Genomic DNA, 21,089 nt, shown 5'->3' on the forward strand with positions numbered 1-21,089 from the left:
GGCGCAGCCGCGCCGCGGCTGGTCCGGTCCAACCGACACAAGGGGTTACGCAATTCCTGCCATGGCGGGGGACCAGCCGGAGGGGCGACCCCGTATAAATCTGCGTTCCCCTCGCAGAACCAGCCGGTTCGGGTGCAGGGATCCCATCGGCCTGGAAGCTGAAAAACGTATGGCTGGCACGCACACGGCCCGCCCGGATTGGAGAAAACATGAGGATTGCCGCCCCATTGCTCGTCATCGGCCTGTTCGTCGCCCCTGCGGCCTGGTCCGCCAACCGCGCCTGCGTGATCGAGGGAACCATCTCCGTCGCGGGTTCCAGTACGGCGGTGAAAGACTGCATGGAGTTCTCGTCCGACGTCACGGCGGAGCAACTCAAGAGCAGCTGCGACGCGGTCGCACAGGCATCGGCCGGGTTCGGTGGCAAGCCGGGCAAGGTGACACTCATGCGCCAATGTCCACGGCCTGCCAGCGGTGCGTGCAAGGGACTGATGGGCCGACCGCTCGATGCCTACTATTACGGACTGTCGGCCGATGCCATCCAGCAGAAGCGGCAAGCCTGCGAAACCTCGACCGCGGTGATCAAGGGCGGTACGTGGAGCGACGGCAAGTAGCCATCCGCAAGTGCTATCCGAGTGGGTCGTCCTAGCGGCGATGGCTCAGCGCATTGGTCACCAGCTTGGAGGTGATATCCACGATCTGGATCATGCGGTCGTAGGGCATGCGCGTGGGGCCGATGACGCCCAGCGTGCCCACGACCTGCCCGTCCACCTCGTACGGGGCGCTGACCACCGACAGTTCCTCGAAAGGCACGACCTGGCTTTCGCCTCCGATGAAGATGCGCACGCCTTCGGCCCGGTTGGAGACGTCGAGCAGGCGCAGTATCTGGGTCTTCTGCTCGAAGAGGTCGAAGGCCTTGCGCAGGTTGCCCATGTCGTTGGAGAAATCGCTCAGGGCCAGCAGGTTGCGCTCGCCGGATATGACAACCTCCTCCTGCGATGCGGCCATGGCCTCGGAGCCGACGTTCACCGCGGCCTGCATGAGGGAAGCGATCTCTCCGCGCAACTGGTCCACCTCGGTCTTGAGCCGCTCGCGCACCTCGTCCATCCCCAGGCCGGAATAGTGGCTGTTGAGGAAGTTGGCGGCCTCGGCCAGTTGCGACTGGGAATGGTCCACTTCGGTGAAGATGACGCGGTTCTGCACATCCCCGTCCGGAGAGACGATGATGACGAGCAGGCGCCGCTCCGAGAGGCGCAGGAACTCGATGTGGCGGAAGACCGACGGCCGGCGCGGAGCCATCACCACGCCCACGAACTGCGAGAGGCTCGACAGCAGCTGCGCGGCGTTCGCGATGACCTTCTGCGGCTGGTCGGCCGCGAGCTCGGGGGAGCACAGCTCACCGCGCTGCACCGTCAACATGGTGTCAACGAACAGCCGGTAGCCTTTGGCGGTGGGGATGCGGCCCGCGGAGGTATGGGGGCTGGCGATCAGCCCGATGTCCTCCAGGTCGGCCATGACGTTGCGTATGGTGGCCGGGGAAAGGTCCAGGCCCGACGCCTTCGACAACGTGCGCGAACCCACCGGCTGGCCGTCGGCGATGTAGCGCTCGATCAGCGCTTTGAGCAACAACTTGGCACGGTCGTCGAGCATTGAATCATTTTAATGATCTAATTTCCGTGATGAAGCTCAGGTTCCAACGCGTGGCGCTCGTCGGCAAGTACCAGGCGCCCACTTCTGCAGGCATGTCCGACAGTTCGCGCGACGCGCTGGACGGCATCGCCAGATTCCTGGCCAACGAGGGGTGCGAGGTCGCCCTCGAGGCGGATACCGCCGCGAACACGGGGTTCACCAACTACCCGGCGCTCTCCGTGGAGCGCATCGGGCTGGACTGCGATCTCTGCCTCGTGGTGGGCGGCGACGGCACGATGCTGGGCGTCGGCCGGCAACTCGCCCAGTACCGCACGCCGCTCATCGGCATCAACCAGGGCCGGCTCGGCTTCATCACCGACATCCCCCTGGGCGAGTACCCGACGGTTCTCAAGCCCATGCTGCGGGGCGAGTACGAGGAAGACCTGCGCCCCCTCATGCGGGCCCGGGTGATGCGCCAGGGCCAGTGCGTGTTCGAGGCACTGGCGATGAACGACGTGGTGGTCAACCGCGGTTCCACGTCCGGGATGGTGGAACTGCGCGTGGAAGTGGGCGGCCATTTCGTGTCCAACCAGCGCGCAGACGGCCTCATCATCGCTTCGCCCACGGGCTCCACCGCCTATGCCCTGTCCGCAGGCGGCCCGATGCTGCACCCGACGATTCCCGGCTGGGTGCTGGCGCCGATCGCGCCGCATACGCTGTCGAACCGGCCCATCGTGCTGTCGGACAGCATGGAAGTGGCCGTGGAAGTCGTCAGCGGGCGCGATGTCAGCGCGAATTTCGACATGCAGTCGCTCGCGTCCCTGCAGCACGGCGACCGCATCCTGGTACAGCGCTCGGACTACCGGGCGCGCTTTCTCCATCCGCGCGGCTGGAACTACTTCGCCACGCTGCGCAAGAAACTCCGCTGGAACGAAGGAGGCTACTGAGCATGGCGTTGAAGCGGATTGCTCTGCGTGATTTCGTGATCGTCGAGTCCCTCGAGCTCGACCTCCATACCGGATTCACCGTCCTGACCGGCGAGACCGGCGCCGGCAAGTCCATCCTCATCGATGCGCTGCAGCTGTTGCTGGGCGCGCGTGCCGACCCGGGCGTGGTCCGGGAAGGTGCGGCGTCCACGGACCTGTGCGCGGAGTTCGATGGCACCCCTGCCATCGCGGCCTGGCTGGACGATGCGGGCATCCCTCCGGAAGACGGCCTGCTGCTGCGCCGCACCATCGACACCCAGGGCAAGAGCCGCGCGTGGATCAACGGGGTGCCGGTGACCGCGACGCAGATGCGCACCCTGGGATCGCACCTGCTCGACATCCACGGACAGCATGCCTGGCAGAGCCTCACGCGCTCGGACGCGGTGCGCGGCCTGCTGGATGCGTACGGCAGCATCCGCCCGGAAGGCCTGCAGCCCCTCTGGACGCGCTGGCGCGACGACCGCAAGGCACTGGATGCCGCCGTTGCGGGCCAGAACGACATCCAGCAGGAGCGCGACCGGCTCCAGTGGCAGATCGCGGAGATGCAGAAGCTCGCCCCCGCCGATGGCGAATGGGAAGAGCTGAACGCGCAGCACACGCGCCTGTCGCATGCGCAGGCGCTGATCGACACGGCACAGGACGCGCTGTCGGCGCTGGAGGATGATGAATCGGGCGCTCACGGCCCGCTGGTGCGCGCCCGCGGCCTGCTCGAAGGCAAGGCGTCGCTCGACCCGCAGTTCCAGTCCATGCTGGACGTGCTGGCGTCCTGCCTGGCCCAGGCATCGGACGTGGCGCATTCGCTCCAGGCCTACCTGCGCCACACCGACGTGGACCCTGACCGGCTCGAAACGCTGGATGCGCGCATGGGGCTCTGGATGTCGCTGGCACGGCGCTTCAAGCGCCAGCCGCAGGACCTGCCCGCACTGCTCGCCGGCTGGGAGGAAGAGCTCGCACGCCTGGACGGGGCCTCGGATGTGGAAGCCCTCGCGGAGCAGGCCCGCAAAAGCGAAGCCGCCTATATGCAGGCTGCCCGGGAGATTTCGCAGAAGCGCGCCAAGGCGGCTCCACAGCTCGCGCGCGCCATCACCCAGGCCATGCAGGGCCTGGGCATGAAGGGCGGCCGCTTCGACGTGGCGCTCGACACGCAGGCCGAGCCTGGTCCCCACGGGCTGGACAGCGTGGCATTCCTGGTCGCGGGCCACCAGGGGGTGACGCCTCGCCCGATCGGCAAGGTGGCCTCGGGCGGCGAACTGTCGCGCATCTCGCTGGCGATCTCGGTGACCACCAGCCGCCTGGGCGAAGCACCGACGCTGATCTTCGACGAGGTCGATTCCGGTGTCGGCGGCTCCGTTGCGGAAACCGTGGGGCAGCTGATGCAGCGGCTAGGCCGCGACCGGCAGGTACTGGCGGTGACCCACCTGCCGCAGGTGGCCGCGTGCGCAGACCACCACCTGGTCGTGTCCAAGCGCTCCCGCCAGCAGGGAACGGTCAGCACGGTGGCCGCCGCGGAAGGCGACCGCCGCATCCAGGAAATGGCACGCATGCTCGGCGGCGAGCGCGCTTCGGCCGCCACCCTGGCGCACGCCCGCGAGATGCTGGACAACAGCCGCGCGGCAGCCAAGGGAGCCAGAGCATGACGGCCAACACCCTGGAGATCGTGCTGATCACGGGCATGTCGGGTTCCGGCAAGTCCGTGGCGCTGCACGCGCTGGAAGACGCGGGCTATTACTGCGTGGACAACCTGCCCCCGGAGCTGCTCGCGGCCTTCGTGGCGCTGGAGCACCAGCACCACGGCAACCGGGTGGCCATCGCCATGGACGTGCGCAGCGCCACGGCGCTGCCCCTGGTGCCGCAGCAGCTGCGCCGCCTGCGAGCGGAAGGCGTGACCGTGCACTCGCTGTTCCTGGATGCCACCACGGACACGCTGGTGCGCCGCTTTTCGGAAACGCGCCGCCGCCATCCGCTGTCCCGCGACGAATGGTACGGCGAGCCACATGCACTACTGGAAACCATCGAGCTCGAGCGCGAACTGCTTGCCGACCTGCGCGAGCAATCGCACGTCATCGACACCAGCGCGATCCGCGCCGCGCAGTTGCAGGGCTACGTGAAGAGCCTGATGCCGGCGCTGCCAGGTCAATTGACGCTGGTGTTCCAGTCGTTCGCGTTCAAACGGGGCGTGCCGGTGGACGCGGACTATGTCTTCGACGTGCGCATGCTGCCGAACCCGCATTACGAGCCGGGCCTGCGCCACCTCACGGGCAAGGACCAGCCGGTGGTGCATTACCTGGAACAGGCCCCGGAGGTGCTGCAGATGCGCGAACACATCTCCGGCTTCCTGGGGCACTGGCTCGAGCCGCTGGCACAGAACCACCGCAGCTATGTCACGGTGGCGATCGGCTGCACGGGCGGACAGCACCGGTCCGTCTATCTCGTCGAGCGACTCGCAGCGGAATTTTCAGACCGCTGGACGACACTGCGACGCCACCGGGAACTCGACGGACGCTAGGCGGCGGGCAGCCGCAATTGATCCAGGAGCTTGCGCACGGGGGCCGGCAATCCCAGCGCCTTCCATTGCGCGGCCGTGTACCAGCCCCCCTCCTGCCCGGCTTCGGCCTGGCCGGGCGCGACATGCTCCGGCCCGGGCACCAGCAGGGGATGCAGGTGCAGGTCCCGGTGCGTGAGGACATGGAACACGGCATCCAGTTCCCGTGGCGGGCGGACCACGCCGCGCTGCGCCAGCCAGTCCCGGGCCTCCTCCCGGCTGTCGAACATGGGTGGGCAATGCAGGCCGGCCCAGATGCCCTCGGACGGCCTGCGCTGCAGCCAGAGGCGACCCTCGCCATCGTGCAGCAGCGGAAACCACCATGCCTGAGCCCGCCGCAGCAGCTTGCGCGTGCGCACGGGGTAATCCTCGGGATTGCCGGCCCGGGCCGCAGCGCACTGCGGCTGCAGGGGACAGAGGATGCAGGCAGGCTTGCGCGGCGTGCAGAGGCTCGCGCCCAGGTCCATCAGGCCCTGCGTGTAGCGGGGCATGGATTCCTGCAGGTCGTCGAGCGGCAGCAGTTCGCTGGCGCGATCCCACAGGTCCCGCTCGTTGCGGGCGACGGCCAGGTCGGCATCGAAACCGAGCACCCGGGTGAGCACCCGCCGGACGTTTGCATCCAGGATGGGCACGCGCTCCGCGAAGCAGAAGGAGGCGATCGCGCCGGCCGTGGAACGGCCGATGCCGGGCAGGCCGGCCAGCGCCTCGGCGGAGCGCGGAAACTCCCCGCCGCAACGCTCCACGACTTCCTTGGCGCACCGGTGCAGGTTGCGGGCGCGGCTGTAGTAGCCGAGCCCGCTCCAGAGGGCCATGACGTCGTCCTCCGGCGCCGCGGCCAGGGCCCGCACGTCGGGAAACCGCTCCAGGAACCGCACGTAGTAGTCCAGTACCGTGCTGACCTGCGTCTGCTGCAGCATGATTTCGGACAGCCAGACCCGGTAGGGGTCGCGCGTCTGCTGCCAGGGAAGGTGGTTGCGGCCATGCACGGCCTGCCAGCGCACCACTTCGGTGGCGATGTCGGGGGCCGCGCGCTTCATGCGGACAGCGGCGTCCGGAGCTGGGGCTTGCCGTTTTCCGCCGGGAGGGAAGCCAGCTGCTCCGTCAGTTCGTGCAGGCGGGCCTCCAGTTGCGCGAGTTCCTGCTCGGCCTGCTCGATCTCCGCGATGCGCTCCACGAGTCCGCTGGCGGCATGCTGGATGCGGTCCACCGCCTCGATGCGCCGGGCGAAGCTGCGCTTGCGCTCGCGCAACTGCGCGTCGAGTTGGGCCGTGGCGGACTTGCTCCACAACTCCAGGTCGTTCGCGGCCGATTCGAACACGGTACGCAGCCGCATTCCCAGAGCCCGCACGAGGCGGTGGGTGAAATCGGGCTGCGCCAGCCGCAGGGTGTTGCCCACGCCGATGTATTGCAGGTGGCGGGCCTCGATCTGCTGGATCTCCGTCAGGAAGCCATCGAGCCGGGGCGTGGCGGGCACCTGCAGGGAGAAGCCGAAATCCGCATTGAGCTGGCGGAACGTCCCCCCCAGCATGGAGTGGATCTCGGTGGCCGACGCCTGGGCCTTGTCCATGATGGCGCGCAGGCGCTCGAACGTCTCCGCGTACACCTTGCGGACCCCGAGCTTCAGACCCTTTTGCTGGAGGGTTTCGACCAGCGACGTCATCTCCGCCTTCAGCGAGCGCGCGCCCAGGTCATGGAAGATGTCGCGCAGCAGCTTCAGGTGCACGGCACGCACCGCCTGGATCTTGGCGGCGCTGGCGTCGAATTCGCGCTGCTCCTGCTCGATGCGCACGCGCATGGACTCGATCACCGATGCATTCTTGCCGCGCAGGCTGCGCAACTCCAGCATCTGGTCGTCCAGGTCGCGCCGGCGGATATTGATCGTCCGGCCCGCTTCCGAGCGCAGGGAGGCCACGCCGGCCGTCACGGCCGAACGCAGGATGGCCTGGCGCTTGCCCATCACGCCCTGCCCCAGCGCGTCCTCCAGCGCCGGCAGTCCGCTCGATTCCAGCAGCACGTCGTCGCAATGGATCTTGGACACCAGGCCCTTCTGGGCGGACACCAGCAGCACCTGGTCGGGTGCCACGCCCAGCATGTCGGCGGAGGCCAGGCGCTGGCGGTCCAGCTGCTCCTGCACCTGGGTCGGGGAGTTCAGGGTGTCCCACAAGGTATCGATCTTGTTGAGCACCACCAGCTGCGCATCCGCATGGCCCACGGACGGCGCCACGTGCTGGCGCCAGATCTCCAGGTCCGACCGCGTGACGCCGGTATCCGCACCCAGGATGAACACCACGGCATGGGCCTGCGGGATGAGATTGATGGTGAGCTCGGGCTCCGCGCCCACGGCGTTGAGGCCGGGGGTGTCCAGGATGACCAGGCCCTGGCGCAACAGGGGGTGGGGGATGTTGATCAGCGCATGGCGCCACGCAGGCACCTCCACCAGCCCTTTCGCGTCGGGCACGGGGTTTTCCTGCGGCTGGTCGTCGTGCCAGAAGCCGAGGGCGCGAGCCTCGTCCTGCGTGACCCGGCGCACTTCCGAAACCTTCTCGATGGCCTGGGCCAGCTGCTCGGCGTCGCCGACGTTCAGCGGCACTTCGCTCCACTGGTCCGGCCGCAGCCGCCATTCGGCCAGCCCCTGGGGCTGCGTGCGCGTCTCGATGGGCAGCAGCCTCAGGCTGTTGGGCAGCGCCGGGTCGTAACCGAGCTCGGTCGGGCACATCGTGGTGCGCCCCGCGCTGGCCGGCATGATGCGGCGGCCATAGTCGGCGAAGAAGATCGCGTTGATGAGTTCGGACTTGCCGCGCGAGAATTCCGCGACGAATGCGACCATGACCTTGTCGCTGCGCACCTGGTCTTCCAGGCGGCGCAGCTTTTCCTCGATGGCCGCATCCATGAGGGCATGCGACGACATCCATTCCCCCAGGTGCTTCAGCTGCAGCGCGAAAGCGCGCCGCCAGGCGCCATGCTGGTCGAATTGCTCGTTGAAAGAAGGTCCCACGGTGCTCCTGGAGGTGGATGCTGCGCTGCGGCCCTGCAGGCACATGCAAAATATATCAGCACCCCGGGCCAGATTGCCCGCCCAAATCACGGCCGCTGGCAGCGGATGCAATAGTACGTGCTGCGCTGGCCCTGCCGCATGGAGCGTATCGGCGTTCCGCAGGTACGGCACGGCAGGCCCTCGCGCCCATAGACGTGGGCTTCGAGCTGGAAATGCCCGGCATTGCCATCCACGCCGGCGAAATCCCGCAGTGTGCTGCCGCCGCGCTCCACCGCGCGGGCCAGCACCGTGCGGATCGCCTCGTGCAGGCGCCGGGCGCGCAGCGGCCCGATCGAAGAGGCACGCGCCGTCGGCCGGATGCCGGCCAGGAACAGCGCCTCGGACGCATAGATATTGCCGACACCGACCACCGCCCGGCCCCCGAGCAGGAACTGCTTGACGGGCAGCCGGCTGGCCCGCAGCGCCGCCACGAATCCCTCCAGCGTGAAGGTATCGCCGAGCGGCTCCACCCCGAGCCGGCCCAGCAGTTTCACCGCCTGCGGGCTCGTCTCGGAATCCGCCCAGACGACGGCCCCGAAGCGGCGCGGGTCCTTCAGGCGGAGGGTGCCCCGGCTGGTCGCCATGAGGAAATGGTCGTGCGCGCCGGGCGACTCGGTACTCCGGTCGAAGCGCAGGCTCCCGGACATGCCCAGATGGATCAGCAGCATGCCGCGGTCCAGGTCCAACAGCAGGTACTTGCCGCGGCGCCGCACGGCCACCACGCGCAGGCCGTGCAGGTCTTCCGGAGCGCAGCCCAGGGGCCAGCGCAGTGACTTCCCCAGGACCACGGACTCGATCACCGCGCCCGCCATGGCGTCCGCGATGCCGCGGCGCGTGACTTCCACCTCGGGCAACTCAGGCATATGGTCGGGCTCCGGAAACTGTATCTGGCATGGATTATTATGAGTCGATGGAGCAATCACATCGACTTCGGAGTGCCGCATTCCTGTGCGCACTGTGTGCCGTCGCGGCGCCCTCTTTCGCGGCACCGGCTGCTCCCCCACCTCCATCCGCGCGGGCCCCGCAGGCGGAACTGCAGGTGGAGAACATCCCCAACAGCGAAGCCCGTGCAGCCCTGGACGCCGAGCTGTTCTACGACATCCTCGTCGGCGAACTGAGCACCAGCCAGGGAGACCCCGGCACAGGCTATGCCCTCATGCTCGAGGCGGCCCGGCGCAGCGGCGATGCCCAGCTCTACCGGCGCGCGACGGAAATCGCCCTGCAGTCGCGCTCCGGCGAATACGCCCTGGCGGCCGCGCGCGCCTGGAAGGAAGCCCAGCCCCAGTCGCGCGAGGCCAATCGCTACCTGCTCCAGATCCTCATCGCGCTCAACCGCATTCCCGAGACGGGCGACCTGCTGCGGCAGGAACTGGCGCAGTCCCCGGCGAAGGACCGGCTGCTGACCCTCCAGGCCATTCCGCAACTGTACGGACGCGCACCGGACAAGGCCGCCGCGGCCGCCATCGTCGAGAAGGCCCTGGCGGACCAGCTGGAGAACCCGGCGGCCGGCCCGCTCGCCTGGACGGCGCTGGGACGGATGCGGCTTGCCGCCGGCGACCGCAAGGGCGCGCTCGAGGCCGCCCGCAAAGCCCTGGCGCAGGAACCCACGCTGGACGCCGCGGCGCTGCTCTCGCTGCAGCTCATGGAAGCAGGAGAAGCCGACGCCGAGCCGCTGGTGGCCCGCTACATGGGCGGCGGCAAGCCCCAGCCGGAGATCCGCATGGCCTATGCGGGCGTCCTCCTCAACCTGCAGCGCTATTCCGAAGCCGGGACGCAGGTGGACCTGCTCACGCGGGAAGCCCCGGACATGGCCGAGGCCTGGCTGCTGAAGGCAACCCTGGCCCTGCAATCCGACCGGCTGCAGGAATCCGAAGCGGCGCTTGAGCAGTTCGAACGCCTGCTGCAGTCCTATCCGCCCGCGGACCCGCGCAAGGCCGCCATCGGCCAGGCCTACCTGCTGCGTTCGCAGATCGCCGAAAAGCGCGGTGACCTCGCCCAGGCGGAAGCCTGGCTGGGCAAGATCGAGAACTCGGCCGAACTCCTGGCCGCCCAGACGCGGCGCGCTTCGCTCCTGGCACGGCAGGGCAAGCTGGACGAAGGCATCGCACTGATCCGCCGCCTGCCGGCCCGCAATCCGCTGGAAGAACGCCAGAAGCTCGTGGCCGAGGCGCAGCTGCTGCGCGACGCCAAGCAATACCAGAAGGCTTTCGAGGTGCAGGGCAAGGCCGTCGCCATGGCGCCCGAAGACTACGACCTGGCATACGACCAGGCCATGCTGGCCGAGAAGGCCGGCGACCTGGCTGGCATGGAGCGGCTGCTTCGCCAGATCATCGAAAAGCGCCCCGACTACCACCACGCCTACAACGCGCTCGGCTATTCGCTGGCCGAGCGCGGCATCCGCCTCCAGGAGGCCCGTCAGCTGATCCAGAAGGCCCTGACCTACGCGCCCAAGGACCCGTTCATCACCGACAGCCTGGGCTGGGTGGAGTTCCGCCTGGGCAACCATGCCGAGGCGGCGCGCCTGCTGGGCGATGCCTTCCAGCGCCAGCCCGATCCCGAGATCGCGGCCCACCTGGGCGAGGTGCTGTGGACCATGGGCGAACGCTCCAGGGCCCTGGAGGTCTGGCGCACCGGGCTCCAGCTGAACAAGGACAACGAGACGCTGCAGGAAACCATCAAGCGGCTGAAGGCCGTGCCGTGAGGGCGGCGCCCTTGCCGGCGATGCCGCTGCGCCGCAGCCTGGTCGGAGCCCTGGCCGGATGCGCCCTGGTGCTGGCGGGATGCGCCAGCCCGCCCCGTCCGTCCAGGACCGCGGAGCAGGCGGGTACCCGGCGATGGAACGGCCGCATGGCGCTGCAGGTGGATGACCCCGCAGTGAACCCGGTCAGCGCCGGGTTCGAGCTGAGTGGCGGACCTCAGCACGGAGAACTCGTGCTCCTGAATCCCCTGGGCAACGTGCTCGCCACCCTGGAATGGTCGCCTGCCGGCGCCGTGCTTCAAAAGGGCGGCGAACGCCGCACCTCCCCATCGCTCGACGCGCTGGTGCTCGAGCTGACGGGCAGCGCCCTGCCCGTCGCCGCGCTCTTCGCCTGGCTCGATGGCGACGCCGTGGCAGTCCCCGGCTGGACGGTCGATACCAGCCGGCTGGATGACGGCCGGCTGACCGCCCAGCGCCAGAGTCCGCTGCCGGAGGCCACGCTGCGCATCGTGCTGGACCGCTGAGCCGATCCATGCGCGCGCTCCACGACCTGCCCGCCCCGGCAAAGCTCAACCTGTTCCTGCACATCACCGGGCGCAGGCCTGACGGCTACCACCTGCTGCAGTCGGCCTTCATGCTGATCGACTGGTGCGACACGCTGCATTTCGAACTGCGCGCGGACGGCGGGATCAGCCGGGAAGACACGGGTGCCGGGCTGCCTGCCGACGACCTCTGCACCCGCGCGGCGCGGGCGCTGCAGGAGGCCACGGGCACGCGGCAGGGCGCGCACATCATCCTGGAGAAGTCCATCCCCGCGCAGGCCGGCATGGGTGGCGGCTCCTCTGACGCGGCGACCACGCTGCTCGCCCTCAACCGGCTCTGGGGCCTGGGCCTGGGCCGCGTGTCGCTCGAGCGCATCGGCCTGTCGCTCGGCGCCGACATTCCCTTCTTTTTGCGCGGCAGGAACGCCTGGGTCGAGGGAATCGGTGAGACAATCACGCCGCTCGAGAACGTGCACGCGCTGCCGGAGAGCCGGTTCGTGGTGGTCAAGCCCGAAGCCGGACTGGATACGAAATCGATTTTTTCGTCTCCTTCGCTGGAACGCAATTCAGAGCGTGCTACAATCTCAGGCTTTGCTGCAGCACACTACCAATTTGGTAAAAACGTTCTGCAGCCGGTCGCAGAACTGCTCTGCCCCGAGGTCTCCGAAGCCATCCGCTGGCTGGAGCACAAGGGATTGCAGGCGAGGATGACCGGCTCGGGAAGTGCGGTGTTTGCGCAAATGACACATGCGATCGATTTATTCGATCTGCCCACCGGATGGAGGGCAAAAGTATGTGATAATCTGAGGCTCCACCCCCTCGCAGGGTGGGCAGCAGATGAAGATTGAGGTGGATTGCCATCAGGCAGTCAACCTGTGTAGGGGAGTCGCCAAGCTGGTTAAGGCACCGGATTTTGATTCCGGCATGCGAAGGTTCGAATCCTTCTTCCCCTGCCAAAGCTTTTCGCTTCGGGCATTTACTTCAGACTGCTGGGTCTCGCATGCAAGCCAACCACCCCGACTTCATGGTTTTCACCGGCAATGCCAATCCAGGCATGGCCGCTGATATCGCCCGGCATCTCGGCACCAGCCTCGGCGCCATCGATGTGGCACGCTTCTCCGACGGAGAAGTCACCGTGGAAATCAAGCAGAACGTCCGCGCACGCGACGTGTTCGTGGTGCAGTCCACCTGCGCTCCCACGAACGAAAACCTCATGGAACTGCTGATCATGGTCGATGCGCTCAAGCGTGCATCTGCCGAGCGCATCAGTGCCGTGATCCCCTACTTCGGCTATGCCCGCCAGGACCGCCGCCCGCGCTCCACGCGCGTGCCGATCTCTGCCAAGGTCGTGGCCAACATGCTGCAGGCCGTCGGCGTCGCCCGCGTGCTGACCATGGACCTGCACGCCGACCAGATCCAGGGCTTCTTCGACATCCCGGTGGACAACATCTATGCGTCCCCCGTGCTGCTCGGCGACCTGCGCCAGAAGAACTACGAAGACCTCATCGTCGTCTCGCCCGACGTCGGCGGCGTGGTGCGTGCGCGTGCGCTGGCCAAGCAGCTCGGCTGCGACCTGGCCATCATCGACAAGCGCCGCCCGAAGGCCAACGTCTCGGAAGTGATGCACGTGATCGGCGAGATCGAAGGCCGCAACTGCGTGATCATGGATGACATGATCGACACGGCCGGCACCCTCGTGAAGGCCGCGGAGGTCCTCAAGGAGCGCGGTGCCAAGAAGGTGTACGCCTATTGCACGCACCCGATCTTCTCGGGCCCCGCCATCGACCGCATCTCCCAGGGCGACGCGCTCGACGAGGTGGTCGTCACCAACACCATCCCCCTGAGCGAAGCCGGGAAGGGATGCGCCAAGATTCGCCAGCTCTCCGTGGCACCGCTGATCGCCGAGACGATCCAGCGCATCGCCAAGGGAGAGTCGGTGATGAGCCTGTTCTCGGACTGAGGATTCCATCCTCCCCTGCCCCGGCCTTCCGGCCGGGCAGTCGATGCCAAGCCTCCTTCGGGAGGCTTGCGCGTTCGGGAACCTTTACGGCCCGCGGCCTTGACGGCGCGGGTCTTTGTCAACGCAGGGCCCGCTGGTCGCGGCAGGCCCCCACAGGAGTGAAACATGAACTTCGTCGCTTTTGAGCGCGCAAAGCAAGGTACGGGTGCGAGCCGCCGTCTGCGCAATTCGGGCAAGACGCCCGGCATCGTCTATGGCGGTTCCGCCGAACCCCAACTCATCGAGGTGGACCACAACGCCCTGTGGCACGCCCTGAAGAAGGAAGCCTTCCACTCCAGCGTGCTGGACATGGAACTGGCCGGCAAGACCAGCAAGGTCCTGCTGCGCGACGTGCAATACCACCCCTACAAGCAACTCGTCCTGCACATCGACTTCCAGCGCGTGGACGAGAAGACCAAGCTGCACATGAAGGTGCCGCTGCACTTCTCCGGCGCCGAGGAATCCCCGGCCGTGAAGATCGACAAGTGCATGGTCAACCCCGTGGCGACCGAACTGGACGTGTCCTGCATGCCCTCCGACCTGCCCGAGTTCATCAACGTGGACCTGAGCAAGCTGGAAAAGGGCCGTTCGCTGCACCTGAAGGACATCAAGCTGCCCCGCGGCGTGTCCGCCGTGGTGCGCGGCAGCCAGCAGAACCCGGTGCTGGTGTCCGTGGTGACGCCGGTGGCCGAAGTCGAGGCTCCGGCCGAAGGCGCTGCCGCACCGGCTCCCGCTCCCGCCAAGAAGGGCAAGAAGTAATTCCTGCCCGCTGACAGAAGGCGGCCCCTGGCGGGCCACCTTCGCTGGCCACGGCCCACCGCTTGCGAGCGCGTGGGCCGTTGCTTTTTGAAGTGCCTGCCGGCGCTCCCCGGATAATCGCGCGCACCATGATCAAACTGTTTGTGGGCCTGGGCAACCCCGGGCCGGATTACGACGCCACGCGGCACAACGCGGGCTTCTGGTGGATCGACGGGCTGGCCCGCGACCTGAAGGTGCACCTCGTGCCCGAGCGGGCCTACCACGGACTGGTCGCACGGGCGAACGTGAACGGGCAGAGCGTGTGGCTGCTGCAGCCGCAGACCTTCATGAACCTCTCGGGCAAGTCGGTGGCCGCGCTGGCCCGCTTCTTCAAGATACAGCCGCAGGAAATCCTGGTGGCGCACGATGAGCTGGACATCGTTCCGGGACAGGCCAAGCTCAAGCGCGGCGGCAGCCACGCCGGGCACAACGGCCTGCGCGACATCCACGCCCAGCTGGGCTCGCCGGACTACTGGCGCCTGCGCATCGGGATCGGGCATCCGGGCGTAAAGGCCGAGGTGGCGAACTGGGTGCTCAAGAAGCCGTCGCCCGACCACCGCACGCTGATCGAGGACAGCATTGCCCATTCGCTGAAAGCCGCGCCCGCCATGCTGGCCGGCGACATGGACAAGGCCACGCTGCTGGTGCACACGACCAAACCGCCGCGGCCGAAGCCCCCGCGGCCGGCTGCGGCGCCGGGGGACGCGCCGGCAGCTCCCGGCAACCAGTAGGCGGATTCGCCCCGCGGTGCACGGCCCCGCGCTCTATTCGGGGAGTTCGGAGGGGCGCGCCGGTTGATCTGCACCTGCTGCCCCGGTCAGGCGCAGGTACTTCTGCAGGAGCGTCTCGCGGCTCTCGGCGTGCAGGGGATTCACGGGAATGCAGGCCACGGGGCAGATCTGCACGCACTGTGGCTCGTCGAAGTGCCCCACGCACTCGGTGCATTTGTCCGGGTCGATCTCGTAGGTGGCCTCGCCCAGGTAGATGGCGTGGTTGGGGCACTCGGGCTCGCACACGTCGCAGTTGATGCACTCGTCGGTGATCATCAGGGCCATGGGTGCCTCCGGGCGGAACGGCGCACGGCGGGCGTGCGGGAAACGGGCGTCATGCGCAGGATTATCCCAGCCCTCCATCCCCATGCCGCGCCAGGGGATGCGCACACGGCACGGGACGGCGACCCCGTGCGGTTTGCCGCTATGCTGCGCGTTTCACGCCCACGCCCACGACCGCCGCCTCCATGGGACCGTTCTTGCTCAAGCGCCTGCTCACGTTCGCCGCCACGCTCGCCGGGGCATCGGTGGTCGTGTTCCTGGTGCTGGAGATCCTGCCCGGCAATGCCGCGCAGGTGATGATGGGCCCCGACGCGTCACCCGAGGCGGTGGCGGCCCTGGCCGCCCGGCTGGGGCTGGACCAGCCCGCGCCGCTGCGCTACGTGCAGTGGATCGGTGGCCTGCTGTCGGGCGACATGGGAACCAGCCAGGCCTACGGCACGCCCGTGCGCGACCTGGTCCTGGAACGGCTGGCACTCACGGTGCCGCTGGCGGTGATGGCGATGGCGATCACGACCGTGCTCGCGCTGCTGGCAGGGGTGTACGCGGCATCCCGGCATCGCCGCTGGGGCGACGTGGGGGTGATGGGGCTGGCGCAGATCGGCATCGCGATCCCCAATTTCTGGTTCGCGATCCTGTTGATCCTGCTGTTCTCGGTGAAGCTGCAGTGGTTCTCGGCGGGAGGATTTCCCGGCTGGACGGAGGCATCGGGCGGTGGCCCGTTCGCGGCGCTGCAGGCGCTGCTACTGCCCGCCGTGTCGCTGGCGGTGGTGCAGGCAGCCATCCTCGCGCGCATCACGCGCTCTGCGGTGCTGGAGGTGCTGCGCGAGGATTTCGTGCGTACGGCCCGGGCCAAGGGCATGTCGCGGCGTTCGGCGCTCTGGGGCCACGTGTTGCGCAACGCGATGATTCCCGTGGTCACCGTCATGGGACTGCAGTTCGCGAACCTGCTGGCCGGCACGATCGTGGTGGAAAACGTCTTCTACCTGCCGGGGCTGGGCCGGCTGATCTTCCAGTCGATCGCGAACCGCGACCTGGTCGTGGTGCGCAACTGCGTGATGCTGCTGGCAGCCATGGTGATCGTGGTGAACTTCGCCGTGGACCTGCTCTACGCGGCCATCGATCCCCGCGTGAAAGCGAGCGGACTCTGATGCGCCCGCCGATCCACGCCCCCGGGCCCGCCGCCACCCGCCCCGCCACGGCGGCGGACGGGCTGCGTCGCGCCCTGCGGCATCCCAGCTTCGCCATCGGGGCTGCGCTGACGCTGCTGATGGCGCTGGCGGCGGGGCTGTCCTTCGCGTGGACGCCCGGGTCGCCCAACGACATGGACATGGGAGCGACCCTCCTGCCGCCCGGAGCCGCACACTGGCTGGGCACGGACGCGTATGGGCGCGATGTGGCATCGCTGCTGCTCGTGGGGGCGCGCAATTCGATCCTGGTGGGTGTGATCGCGGTGGGCATCGGGCTCACGGCCGGCACGGCGCTGGGGCTGCTGGCCGCGGCCCGGCGGGGCTGGGTGGAAGAGGCGGTGATGCGCCTGGCGGATTTCACGTTCGCGTTTCCCGCCATCCTCTCGGCCATCATGCTGACCGCCGTCTGGGGTGCCGGCGTGGTGAATTCGATCATCGCCATCGGCATCTTCAACATCCCGACCTTCGCACGCGTGGCGCGCGCCTCGGCCAAGGCCGTCTGGGCGCGGGAATACGTGCTGGCGGCGCGCGCGTGCGGCAAGGGCCCGTGGCGCATCACGCTGGAGCACGTGCTGCCCAACATCGCCGCCGTGTTGACCGTGCAGGCGACGATCCAGTTCGCGCTGGCGATCCTGGCCGAAGCCGCCCTGTCCTACCTGGGCCTGGGCACGCAGCCGCCGCAGCCTTCCTGGGGCCGGATGCTGAGCGAGGCGCAGACGCTGATGTACCAGGCGCCCCTGCTGGCCGTGTGGCCCGGGCTGGCGATCGCGCTGGCGGTGCTGGGATTGAACCTGCTGGGCGACGGGCTGCGCGACCTGCTCGATCCACGCCTGGCGCGCCGCCGCTGAGCGAAGAAGGACCGCCAGTGACTTCCGGGACGTTCCTCCCCTCCTCCCATGTTCCCGCTCCGGGCACTCTGCTCGAGGTGCGCGGCCTCCAGGTGGACCTGCCCACCCGCCACGGCATGGCGCGGGCGGTGCGCGGGGTGGATTTCACGCTCGCACGCGGCGGCACGCTCGGCCTGGTGGGCGAGTCGGGCTGCGGGAAGTCGCTCACCGCGATGGCGCTCATGGGCCTGCTGCCCGAAGGCGCCCAGGCCACGGGCCGTGTGCGCTTCGATGGCCAGGAATTGCTGGACATGCCCGAGTCCGAACTGGCGCGCCTGCGCGGACGGCGCATCGCGATGGTGTTCCAGGAGCCGATGACGGCGCTCAACCCCGTGCACACCATCGGCGCGCAGGTGGCCGAGCCGCTGCGACGGCACCTCGGCCTGGCGCGGGCCGAGGCGCGCATGCAGGCGGTGGCATTGCTGGACCGCGTGGGTATTCCGCGGGCAGCGCAGCGCTTCGACGCCTATCCGCATGAATTCTCGGGCGGGCAGCGCCAGCGCATCACCATCGCGATGGCGCTGGCCTGCGGGCCGGACGTGCTGATCGCCGACGAACCGACGACCGCGCTGGATGCCACCGTGCAGCGCCAGATCCTGGAGCTGATCGCGGGGCTCGTGGCCGAGCGGGGCATGGCGCTGGTGCTGATCTCGCACGATCTGGGCGTGGTCGCGCAGAACGTGGACCGGGTGCTGGTGATGTACGGCGGCAGCGTGGTCGAGGACGGCCCGACGCGCGAGGTGTTCGCGCACCGTGCCCATCCCTACACGCATGGGCTGTTCGCCGCGCGGCCGCGCTGGGCGGACGAGGCCGGAAGAGGAAATGGAAGCGGCCGGGCGCGGCTGCCGACCATTCCCGGCACGGTGCCGGAGATCGGCGCGCTGCCACCGGGCTGCCCATTCGCGGGCCGCTGCGCCTTCACGGTGCCGGACTGCGACGCCGGCTTGCCGGAGCCGGTGGCCGTAGGGCCGGCGCACCATGCGCGCTGCATCCGGCTGGAAGCCGTGAAGGCAGCACAGGCAGCACAGACGGCGGAGGCAGGGCGGTGAGCGGGCAACACACCCAGGGCCGCGCTGCGGCAGAGGCGGACGGCATGCCGGCACCGCTGCTGGAAGTGCGCGGCCTGGTGCGCGACTACCCGCTGCCGCGCGAGCGCCTGTGGACGCCGGCGCCCCGCTTCCGGGCACTGGACGGCGTGGATTTCACGCTGGCGCCCGGCCGCAGCCTGGGCGTGGTGGGCGAATCGGGTTCGGGCAAATCCACGCTGGCACGGCTCGTGATGGCGCTGGACACGCCGACCGCGGGCCAGGTGCGGCTGCGGGGACGCGATCTGCACGCACTCGGCGCGGCGGACCTGCGCTCAGCACGGCGCGACGTGCAGATGGTGTTCCAGGACCCGTATGGCTCGCTGGATCCGCGCATGACCGTGGAGCGCATCGTGGCCGAACCGCTGGCCGCGCTGGAAGGCCTGCCCCGCCCGCAGCAGCGCGAGCGCGTGGCCGAAGTGCTCGCCCAGGTGGGCCTGCGCCCGGCCGACGCGGGCAAGTATCCGCACGAGTTTTCCGGGGGCCAGCGCCAGCGCATCGCGATCGCGCGGGCCATCGTCACCCGCCCGGCCCTGGTCGTGGCCGACGAGCCGGTGAGCGCGCTCGACGTCTCGGTGCAGGCCCAGGTGCTGAACCTGCTGCAGGACCTGCAGGAGCATGCCGGACTTTCCTTGCTGCTCATCAGCCACGACCTGGCCGTGGTGCGCCATCTGTGCGACGAGGTCGTGGTGCTCAGGGAAGGCCGCATCGTGGAGCGCGGGAGCCCCGAAGTGCTGTTCAGGTCCCCTGTGCATCCCTACACCCGCGAACTGGTGGCAGCCGTTCCTCGGGTGCTTCCCGCCCATGGCCGTTAGAAACGGCCATCTCATGCTTCCATGGATAATTAATTCATAGATTTACGTTTTCATGGCATCCGGATAACATCTATGAATGCCTCGCCAGAACACCCGTCCTGCCGACTATCCCCAGGCCGTACTGCAACAGATCGGCCAGCTCGCCGAAAATATTGCCACCGCCCGCAAGCGGCGCGGTGAAACGCAGGCGCAGTGGGCCAGGAAGCTGGGGGTATCGCAGCCCACCATGGCGCGCATCGAGCGCGGAGATCCTTCCGTGGCCATGGCCTCCTATGTGATGTGCCTGTGGCTGATCAACCAGGCGCAGGGGCTCGCGGACCTGGCCGCCCCCGCGCATGACCGGGCGGCGCTGGAACGGGAGGTGGCCCGGGCACGCTCGCGCGGCCCCGCGTCGCGGCCCCGCGACGGCAGGGAACCCGCCAGGCTTCGGGTACCGCGAGCCTCCGGGCCGCTTCCGGCATTCGGCGTGTCCGAGCCGGGCCCTGATGCTGCCAGCCAGGCGGCCGGGCTGGCGGCGCTGCTGCATCCCACGAAGCTCCCACGCGAATGACCGACAACGGCCCTGTCCACCCGCGCACCTACGTTCCGCAGGATGAACTGCACCTGTGGGCCCTGGTGAACCCCGACTACCCGGTGAAGGTCGGCACGCTGCGGCTGTCGGAACTGGTGCCGGATTGCGCCACTTTCTCGTACGACGAGGGCTGGTGGCATTTCCCGCTGAGCGAGGACCTGCCCATCATGCCGGGCCCTCCATTCACGGCGACGGAGAAAGGCAGCGCACCGGGCGCCATCGACGATGCCCGGCCGGACCGCTGGGGCGAGCGCATCATCCGCCATATCGACCGACCGGCGCGCCTGTCGATCCTGGAGATGCTGCTGTTCGCGGGCGACGACCGGTTCGGGGCGCTGGGGGTGTCTGTGTCGGCCCGGCAGTATGTGCCGCGCACACTGGGCCCTTATCCGCAGTTGCGGGACCTGGGGATGCTGAGCGCGGCCATCGACGAGGCGCAGACCCAGGCCCCGGTCACGGAGGCCATGCGGCGTCTTCTGCAGCCCGGGGTCACACTGGGCGGTGCGCGGCCCAAGGCCCTGCTGCACACCGCTGAAGGACCATGCTTGGTCAAGTTCAGCGAACTGGACGACACGGTGGACACGCCCCTGGTCGAGCACGCCACCATGACCCTGGCCGCGATGGCCGGCATCGACGTGGCACAGACGGGCGTGCTGCCCGTCCCGCCGCGCCACGGCAAGGCCCGCCACGCATTGACGATCCAGCGCTTCGACCGGCTCGGCCGCCACCGCATGCATTGCATCTCGGCGCGGACGGCACTGCGCGCGGCAGGGCTGGACGAGAGTTACGGGGCCCTGGCCACCGTCCTGCTGCGGCTCGGCCATCCGGATACACAGGCCGCTCAGCGGGAGGAGCTGTTCAGGCGCATGGTGTTCAACATCCTCATGGACAACACTGACGACCACGAACGCAATCACAGCCTGCGCCTGGACTTCGACGGCTATTACGCACTCTCGCCCGCCTACGACGTGGTGCCGACGTTGCAGAACCTGGGCTACCAGGCCATGTCGGTGGGCACGGCCGGCGCCGAATCGAGCCTCGACAACGCCATGACGGAACTGAGCGAATTCGGCATCCGCGCGCCGAGGGCCTTGGAACTGGTACAGCAGGTGGCGCGCACGGTCGATGGATGGAAGGCCCACTTCGCCCGCAAGGGGGTGTGCAACGCCGACCTGGACGTGCTGCAGGCCAGCATCGACCGGGACGCCCTGCGGCGGCAAAGGCAGGCATTTCTCTGAGCCGCACGGCCTGGTGATGCAGGCCGGCG

The 21,089-nt window shown here is 68.6% G+C and carries 21 protein-coding genes and 1 tRNA gene; 17 read left to right on the forward strand and 5 right to left on the reverse strand.

Going from position 1 to position 21,089, the window contains the following annotated elements:
• The first annotated feature begins 209 nt into the window (after positions 1–209).
• Positions 210–611 (forward strand): hypothetical protein, encoded by a 402-nt coding sequence (locus ACAV_RS17395; protein WP_013595898.1) that lies wholly within the window; start codon positions 210–212, stop codon positions 609–611.
• Between the two features lie 31 nt (positions 612–642).
• On the opposite strand, the gene hrcA is transcribed toward ACAV_RS17395, so the two are convergent.
• Positions 643–1,647: a heat-inducible transcriptional repressor HrcA gene (gene hrcA / locus ACAV_RS17400; protein ID WP_013595899.1), complete on the reverse strand. Its 1,005-nt coding sequence runs from the start codon at positions 1,645–1,647 to the stop codon at positions 643–645.
• Between the two features lie 29 nt (positions 1,648–1,676).
• On the opposite strand from hrcA, the gene ACAV_RS17405 reads away from it, so the two are divergent.
• Genes ACAV_RS17405 through rapZ form a run of 3 tightly spaced genes read left to right on the forward strand, consistent with a single transcriptional unit; the run spans position 1,677 to position 5,118 of the window.
• Complete coding sequence (locus tag ACAV_RS17405; RefSeq protein WP_013595900.1) at positions 1,677–2,573, forward strand: NAD kinase; 897 nt, start codon at positions 1,677–1,679, stop codon at positions 2,571–2,573.
• Positions 2,574–2,575: 2 nt separating this feature from the next.
• Positions 2,576–4,249 carry a DNA repair protein RecN gene (gene recN, locus ACAV_RS17410; RefSeq protein WP_013595901.1) on the forward strand — a complete coding sequence of 558 codons (1,674 nt, stop codon included), beginning with the start codon at positions 2,576–2,578 and terminating at the stop codon, positions 4,247–4,249.
• On the forward strand, positions 4,246–5,118 hold the full coding sequence (rapZ, locus tag ACAV_RS17415) for an RNase adapter RapZ (protein WP_013595902.1): 873 nt from the start codon (positions 4,246–4,248) through the stop codon (positions 5,116–5,118). The genes recN and rapZ overlap by 4 nt, the downstream gene beginning before the upstream one ends.
• Here rapZ and mutY read toward each other — a convergent pair.
• The 3 genes from mutY to mutM form a co-directional block, all read right to left on the reverse strand.
• The gene (mutY, locus tag ACAV_RS17420) at positions 5,115–6,191 is read right to left on the reverse strand and encodes an A/G-specific adenine glycosylase (protein ID WP_013595903.1); all 1,077 of its coding nucleotides are present in this window, start codon (positions 6,189–6,191) and stop codon (positions 5,115–5,117) included. The genes rapZ and mutY overlap by 4 nt on opposite strands.
• Positions 6,188–8,149 carry a dynamin family protein gene (locus ACAV_RS17425; RefSeq protein WP_013595904.1) on the reverse strand — a complete coding sequence of 654 codons (1,962 nt, stop codon included), beginning with the start codon at positions 8,147–8,149 and terminating at the stop codon, positions 6,188–6,190. Before ACAV_RS17425 ends, mutY begins: the two co-directional genes overlap by 4 nt.
• An 86-nt stretch (positions 8,150–8,235) precedes the next feature.
• Positions 8,236–9,051 carry a bifunctional DNA-formamidopyrimidine glycosylase/DNA-(apurinic or apyrimidinic site) lyase gene (mutM, locus tag ACAV_RS17430; protein ID WP_013595905.1) on the reverse strand — a complete coding sequence of 272 codons (816 nt, stop codon included), beginning with the start codon at positions 9,049–9,051 and terminating at the stop codon, positions 8,236–8,238.
• Between the two features lie 29 nt (positions 9,052–9,080).
• Here mutM and ACAV_RS17435 point away from each other — a divergent pair, with 29 nt between their 5' ends.
• The 7 genes from ACAV_RS17435 to pth all read left to right on the forward strand — a co-directional run bounded on the left by ACAV_RS17435 (position 9,081) and on the right by pth (position 14,956).
• Complete coding sequence (locus ACAV_RS17435; RefSeq protein ID WP_013595906.1) at positions 9,081–10,889, forward strand: tetratricopeptide repeat protein; 1,809 nt, start codon at positions 9,081–9,083, stop codon at positions 10,887–10,889.
• On the forward strand, positions 10,886–11,410 hold the full coding sequence (locus ACAV_RS17440; protein ID WP_174270278.1) for a lipoprotein insertase outer membrane protein LolB: 525 nt from the start codon (positions 10,886–10,888) through the stop codon (positions 11,408–11,410). The genes ACAV_RS17435 and ACAV_RS17440 overlap by 4 nt, the downstream gene beginning before the upstream one ends.
• 8 nt (positions 11,411–11,418) lie before the next feature.
• Positions 11,419–12,276 (forward strand): 4-(cytidine 5'-diphospho)-2-C-methyl-D-erythritol kinase, encoded by an 858-nt coding sequence (gene ispE, locus ACAV_RS17445; protein ID WP_013595908.1) that lies wholly within the window; start codon positions 11,419–11,421, stop codon positions 12,274–12,276.
• A gap of 31 nt (positions 12,277–12,307) precedes the next feature.
• A tRNA-Gln gene (locus ACAV_RS17450) sits at positions 12,308–12,384 on the forward strand.
• 44 nt (positions 12,385–12,428) lie between these two features.
• A complete protein-coding gene (locus ACAV_RS17455) occupies positions 12,429–13,388 on the forward strand; it encodes a ribose-phosphate pyrophosphokinase (protein WP_013595909.1) in 960 nt (319 codons plus the stop codon).
• A gap of 165 nt (positions 13,389–13,553) precedes the next feature.
• The gene (locus ACAV_RS17460) at positions 13,554–14,186 is read left to right on the forward strand and encodes a 50S ribosomal protein L25/general stress protein Ctc (protein WP_013595910.1); all 633 of its coding nucleotides are present in this window, start codon (positions 13,554–13,556) and stop codon (positions 14,184–14,186) included.
• Between the two features lie 128 nt (positions 14,187–14,314).
• Positions 14,315–14,956 (forward strand): aminoacyl-tRNA hydrolase, encoded by a 642-nt coding sequence (gene pth / locus ACAV_RS17465; RefSeq protein WP_013595911.1) that lies wholly within the window; start codon positions 14,315–14,317, stop codon positions 14,954–14,956.
• Positions 14,957–14,989: 33 nt separating this feature from the next.
• On the opposite strand, the gene ACAV_RS17470 is transcribed toward pth, so the two are convergent.
• Positions 14,990–15,280, reverse strand: coding sequence for a YfhL family 4Fe-4S dicluster ferredoxin (locus tag ACAV_RS17470; protein WP_013595912.1), 291 nt, complete (start codon positions 15,278–15,280; stop codon positions 14,990–14,992).
• A 182-nt stretch (positions 15,281–15,462) separates the two neighbouring features.
• Here ACAV_RS17470 and ACAV_RS17475 point away from each other — a divergent pair, with 182 nt between their 5' ends.
• The 6 genes from ACAV_RS17475 (at position 15,463) to ACAV_RS17500 (ending at position 21,060) form a co-directional block, all read left to right on the forward strand.
• Positions 15,463–16,425 (forward strand): ABC transporter permease, encoded by a 963-nt coding sequence (locus ACAV_RS17475; RefSeq protein ID WP_013595913.1) that lies wholly within the window; start codon positions 15,463–15,465, stop codon positions 16,423–16,425.
• On the forward strand, positions 16,425–17,312 hold the full coding sequence (locus ACAV_RS17480) for an ABC transporter permease (protein ID WP_013595914.1): 888 nt from the start codon (positions 16,425–16,427) through the stop codon (positions 17,310–17,312). Before ACAV_RS17475 ends, ACAV_RS17480 begins: the two co-directional genes overlap by 1 nt.
• Before the next feature lie 17 nt (positions 17,313–17,329).
• On the forward strand, positions 17,330–18,400 hold the full coding sequence (locus ACAV_RS17485; protein ID WP_013595915.1) for an ABC transporter ATP-binding protein: 1,071 nt from the start codon (positions 17,330–17,332) through the stop codon (positions 18,398–18,400).
• A 44-nt stretch (positions 18,401–18,444) separates the two neighbouring features.
• A complete protein-coding gene (locus ACAV_RS17490) occupies positions 18,445–19,251 on the forward strand; it encodes an ATP-binding cassette domain-containing protein (protein ID WP_225981726.1) in 807 nt (268 codons plus the stop codon).
• Positions 19,252–19,327: 76 nt separating this feature from the next.
• A complete protein-coding gene (locus ACAV_RS17495) occupies positions 19,328–19,801 on the forward strand; it encodes a helix-turn-helix transcriptional regulator (RefSeq protein WP_013595917.1) in 474 nt (157 codons plus the stop codon).
• Complete coding sequence (locus tag ACAV_RS17500) at positions 19,798–21,060, forward strand: type II toxin-antitoxin system HipA family toxin (RefSeq protein WP_013595918.1); 1,263 nt, start codon at positions 19,798–19,800, stop codon at positions 21,058–21,060. Before ACAV_RS17495 ends, ACAV_RS17500 begins: the two co-directional genes overlap by 4 nt.
• The last annotated feature ends 29 nt before the right edge of the window (positions 21,061–21,089 follow it).

This window comes from Paracidovorax avenae ATCC 19860, from assembly GCF_000176855.2.
In the GTDB taxonomy this organism is placed as follows: Bacteria; Pseudomonadota; Gammaproteobacteria; order Burkholderiales; family Burkholderiaceae_C; genus Paracidovorax; species Paracidovorax avenae.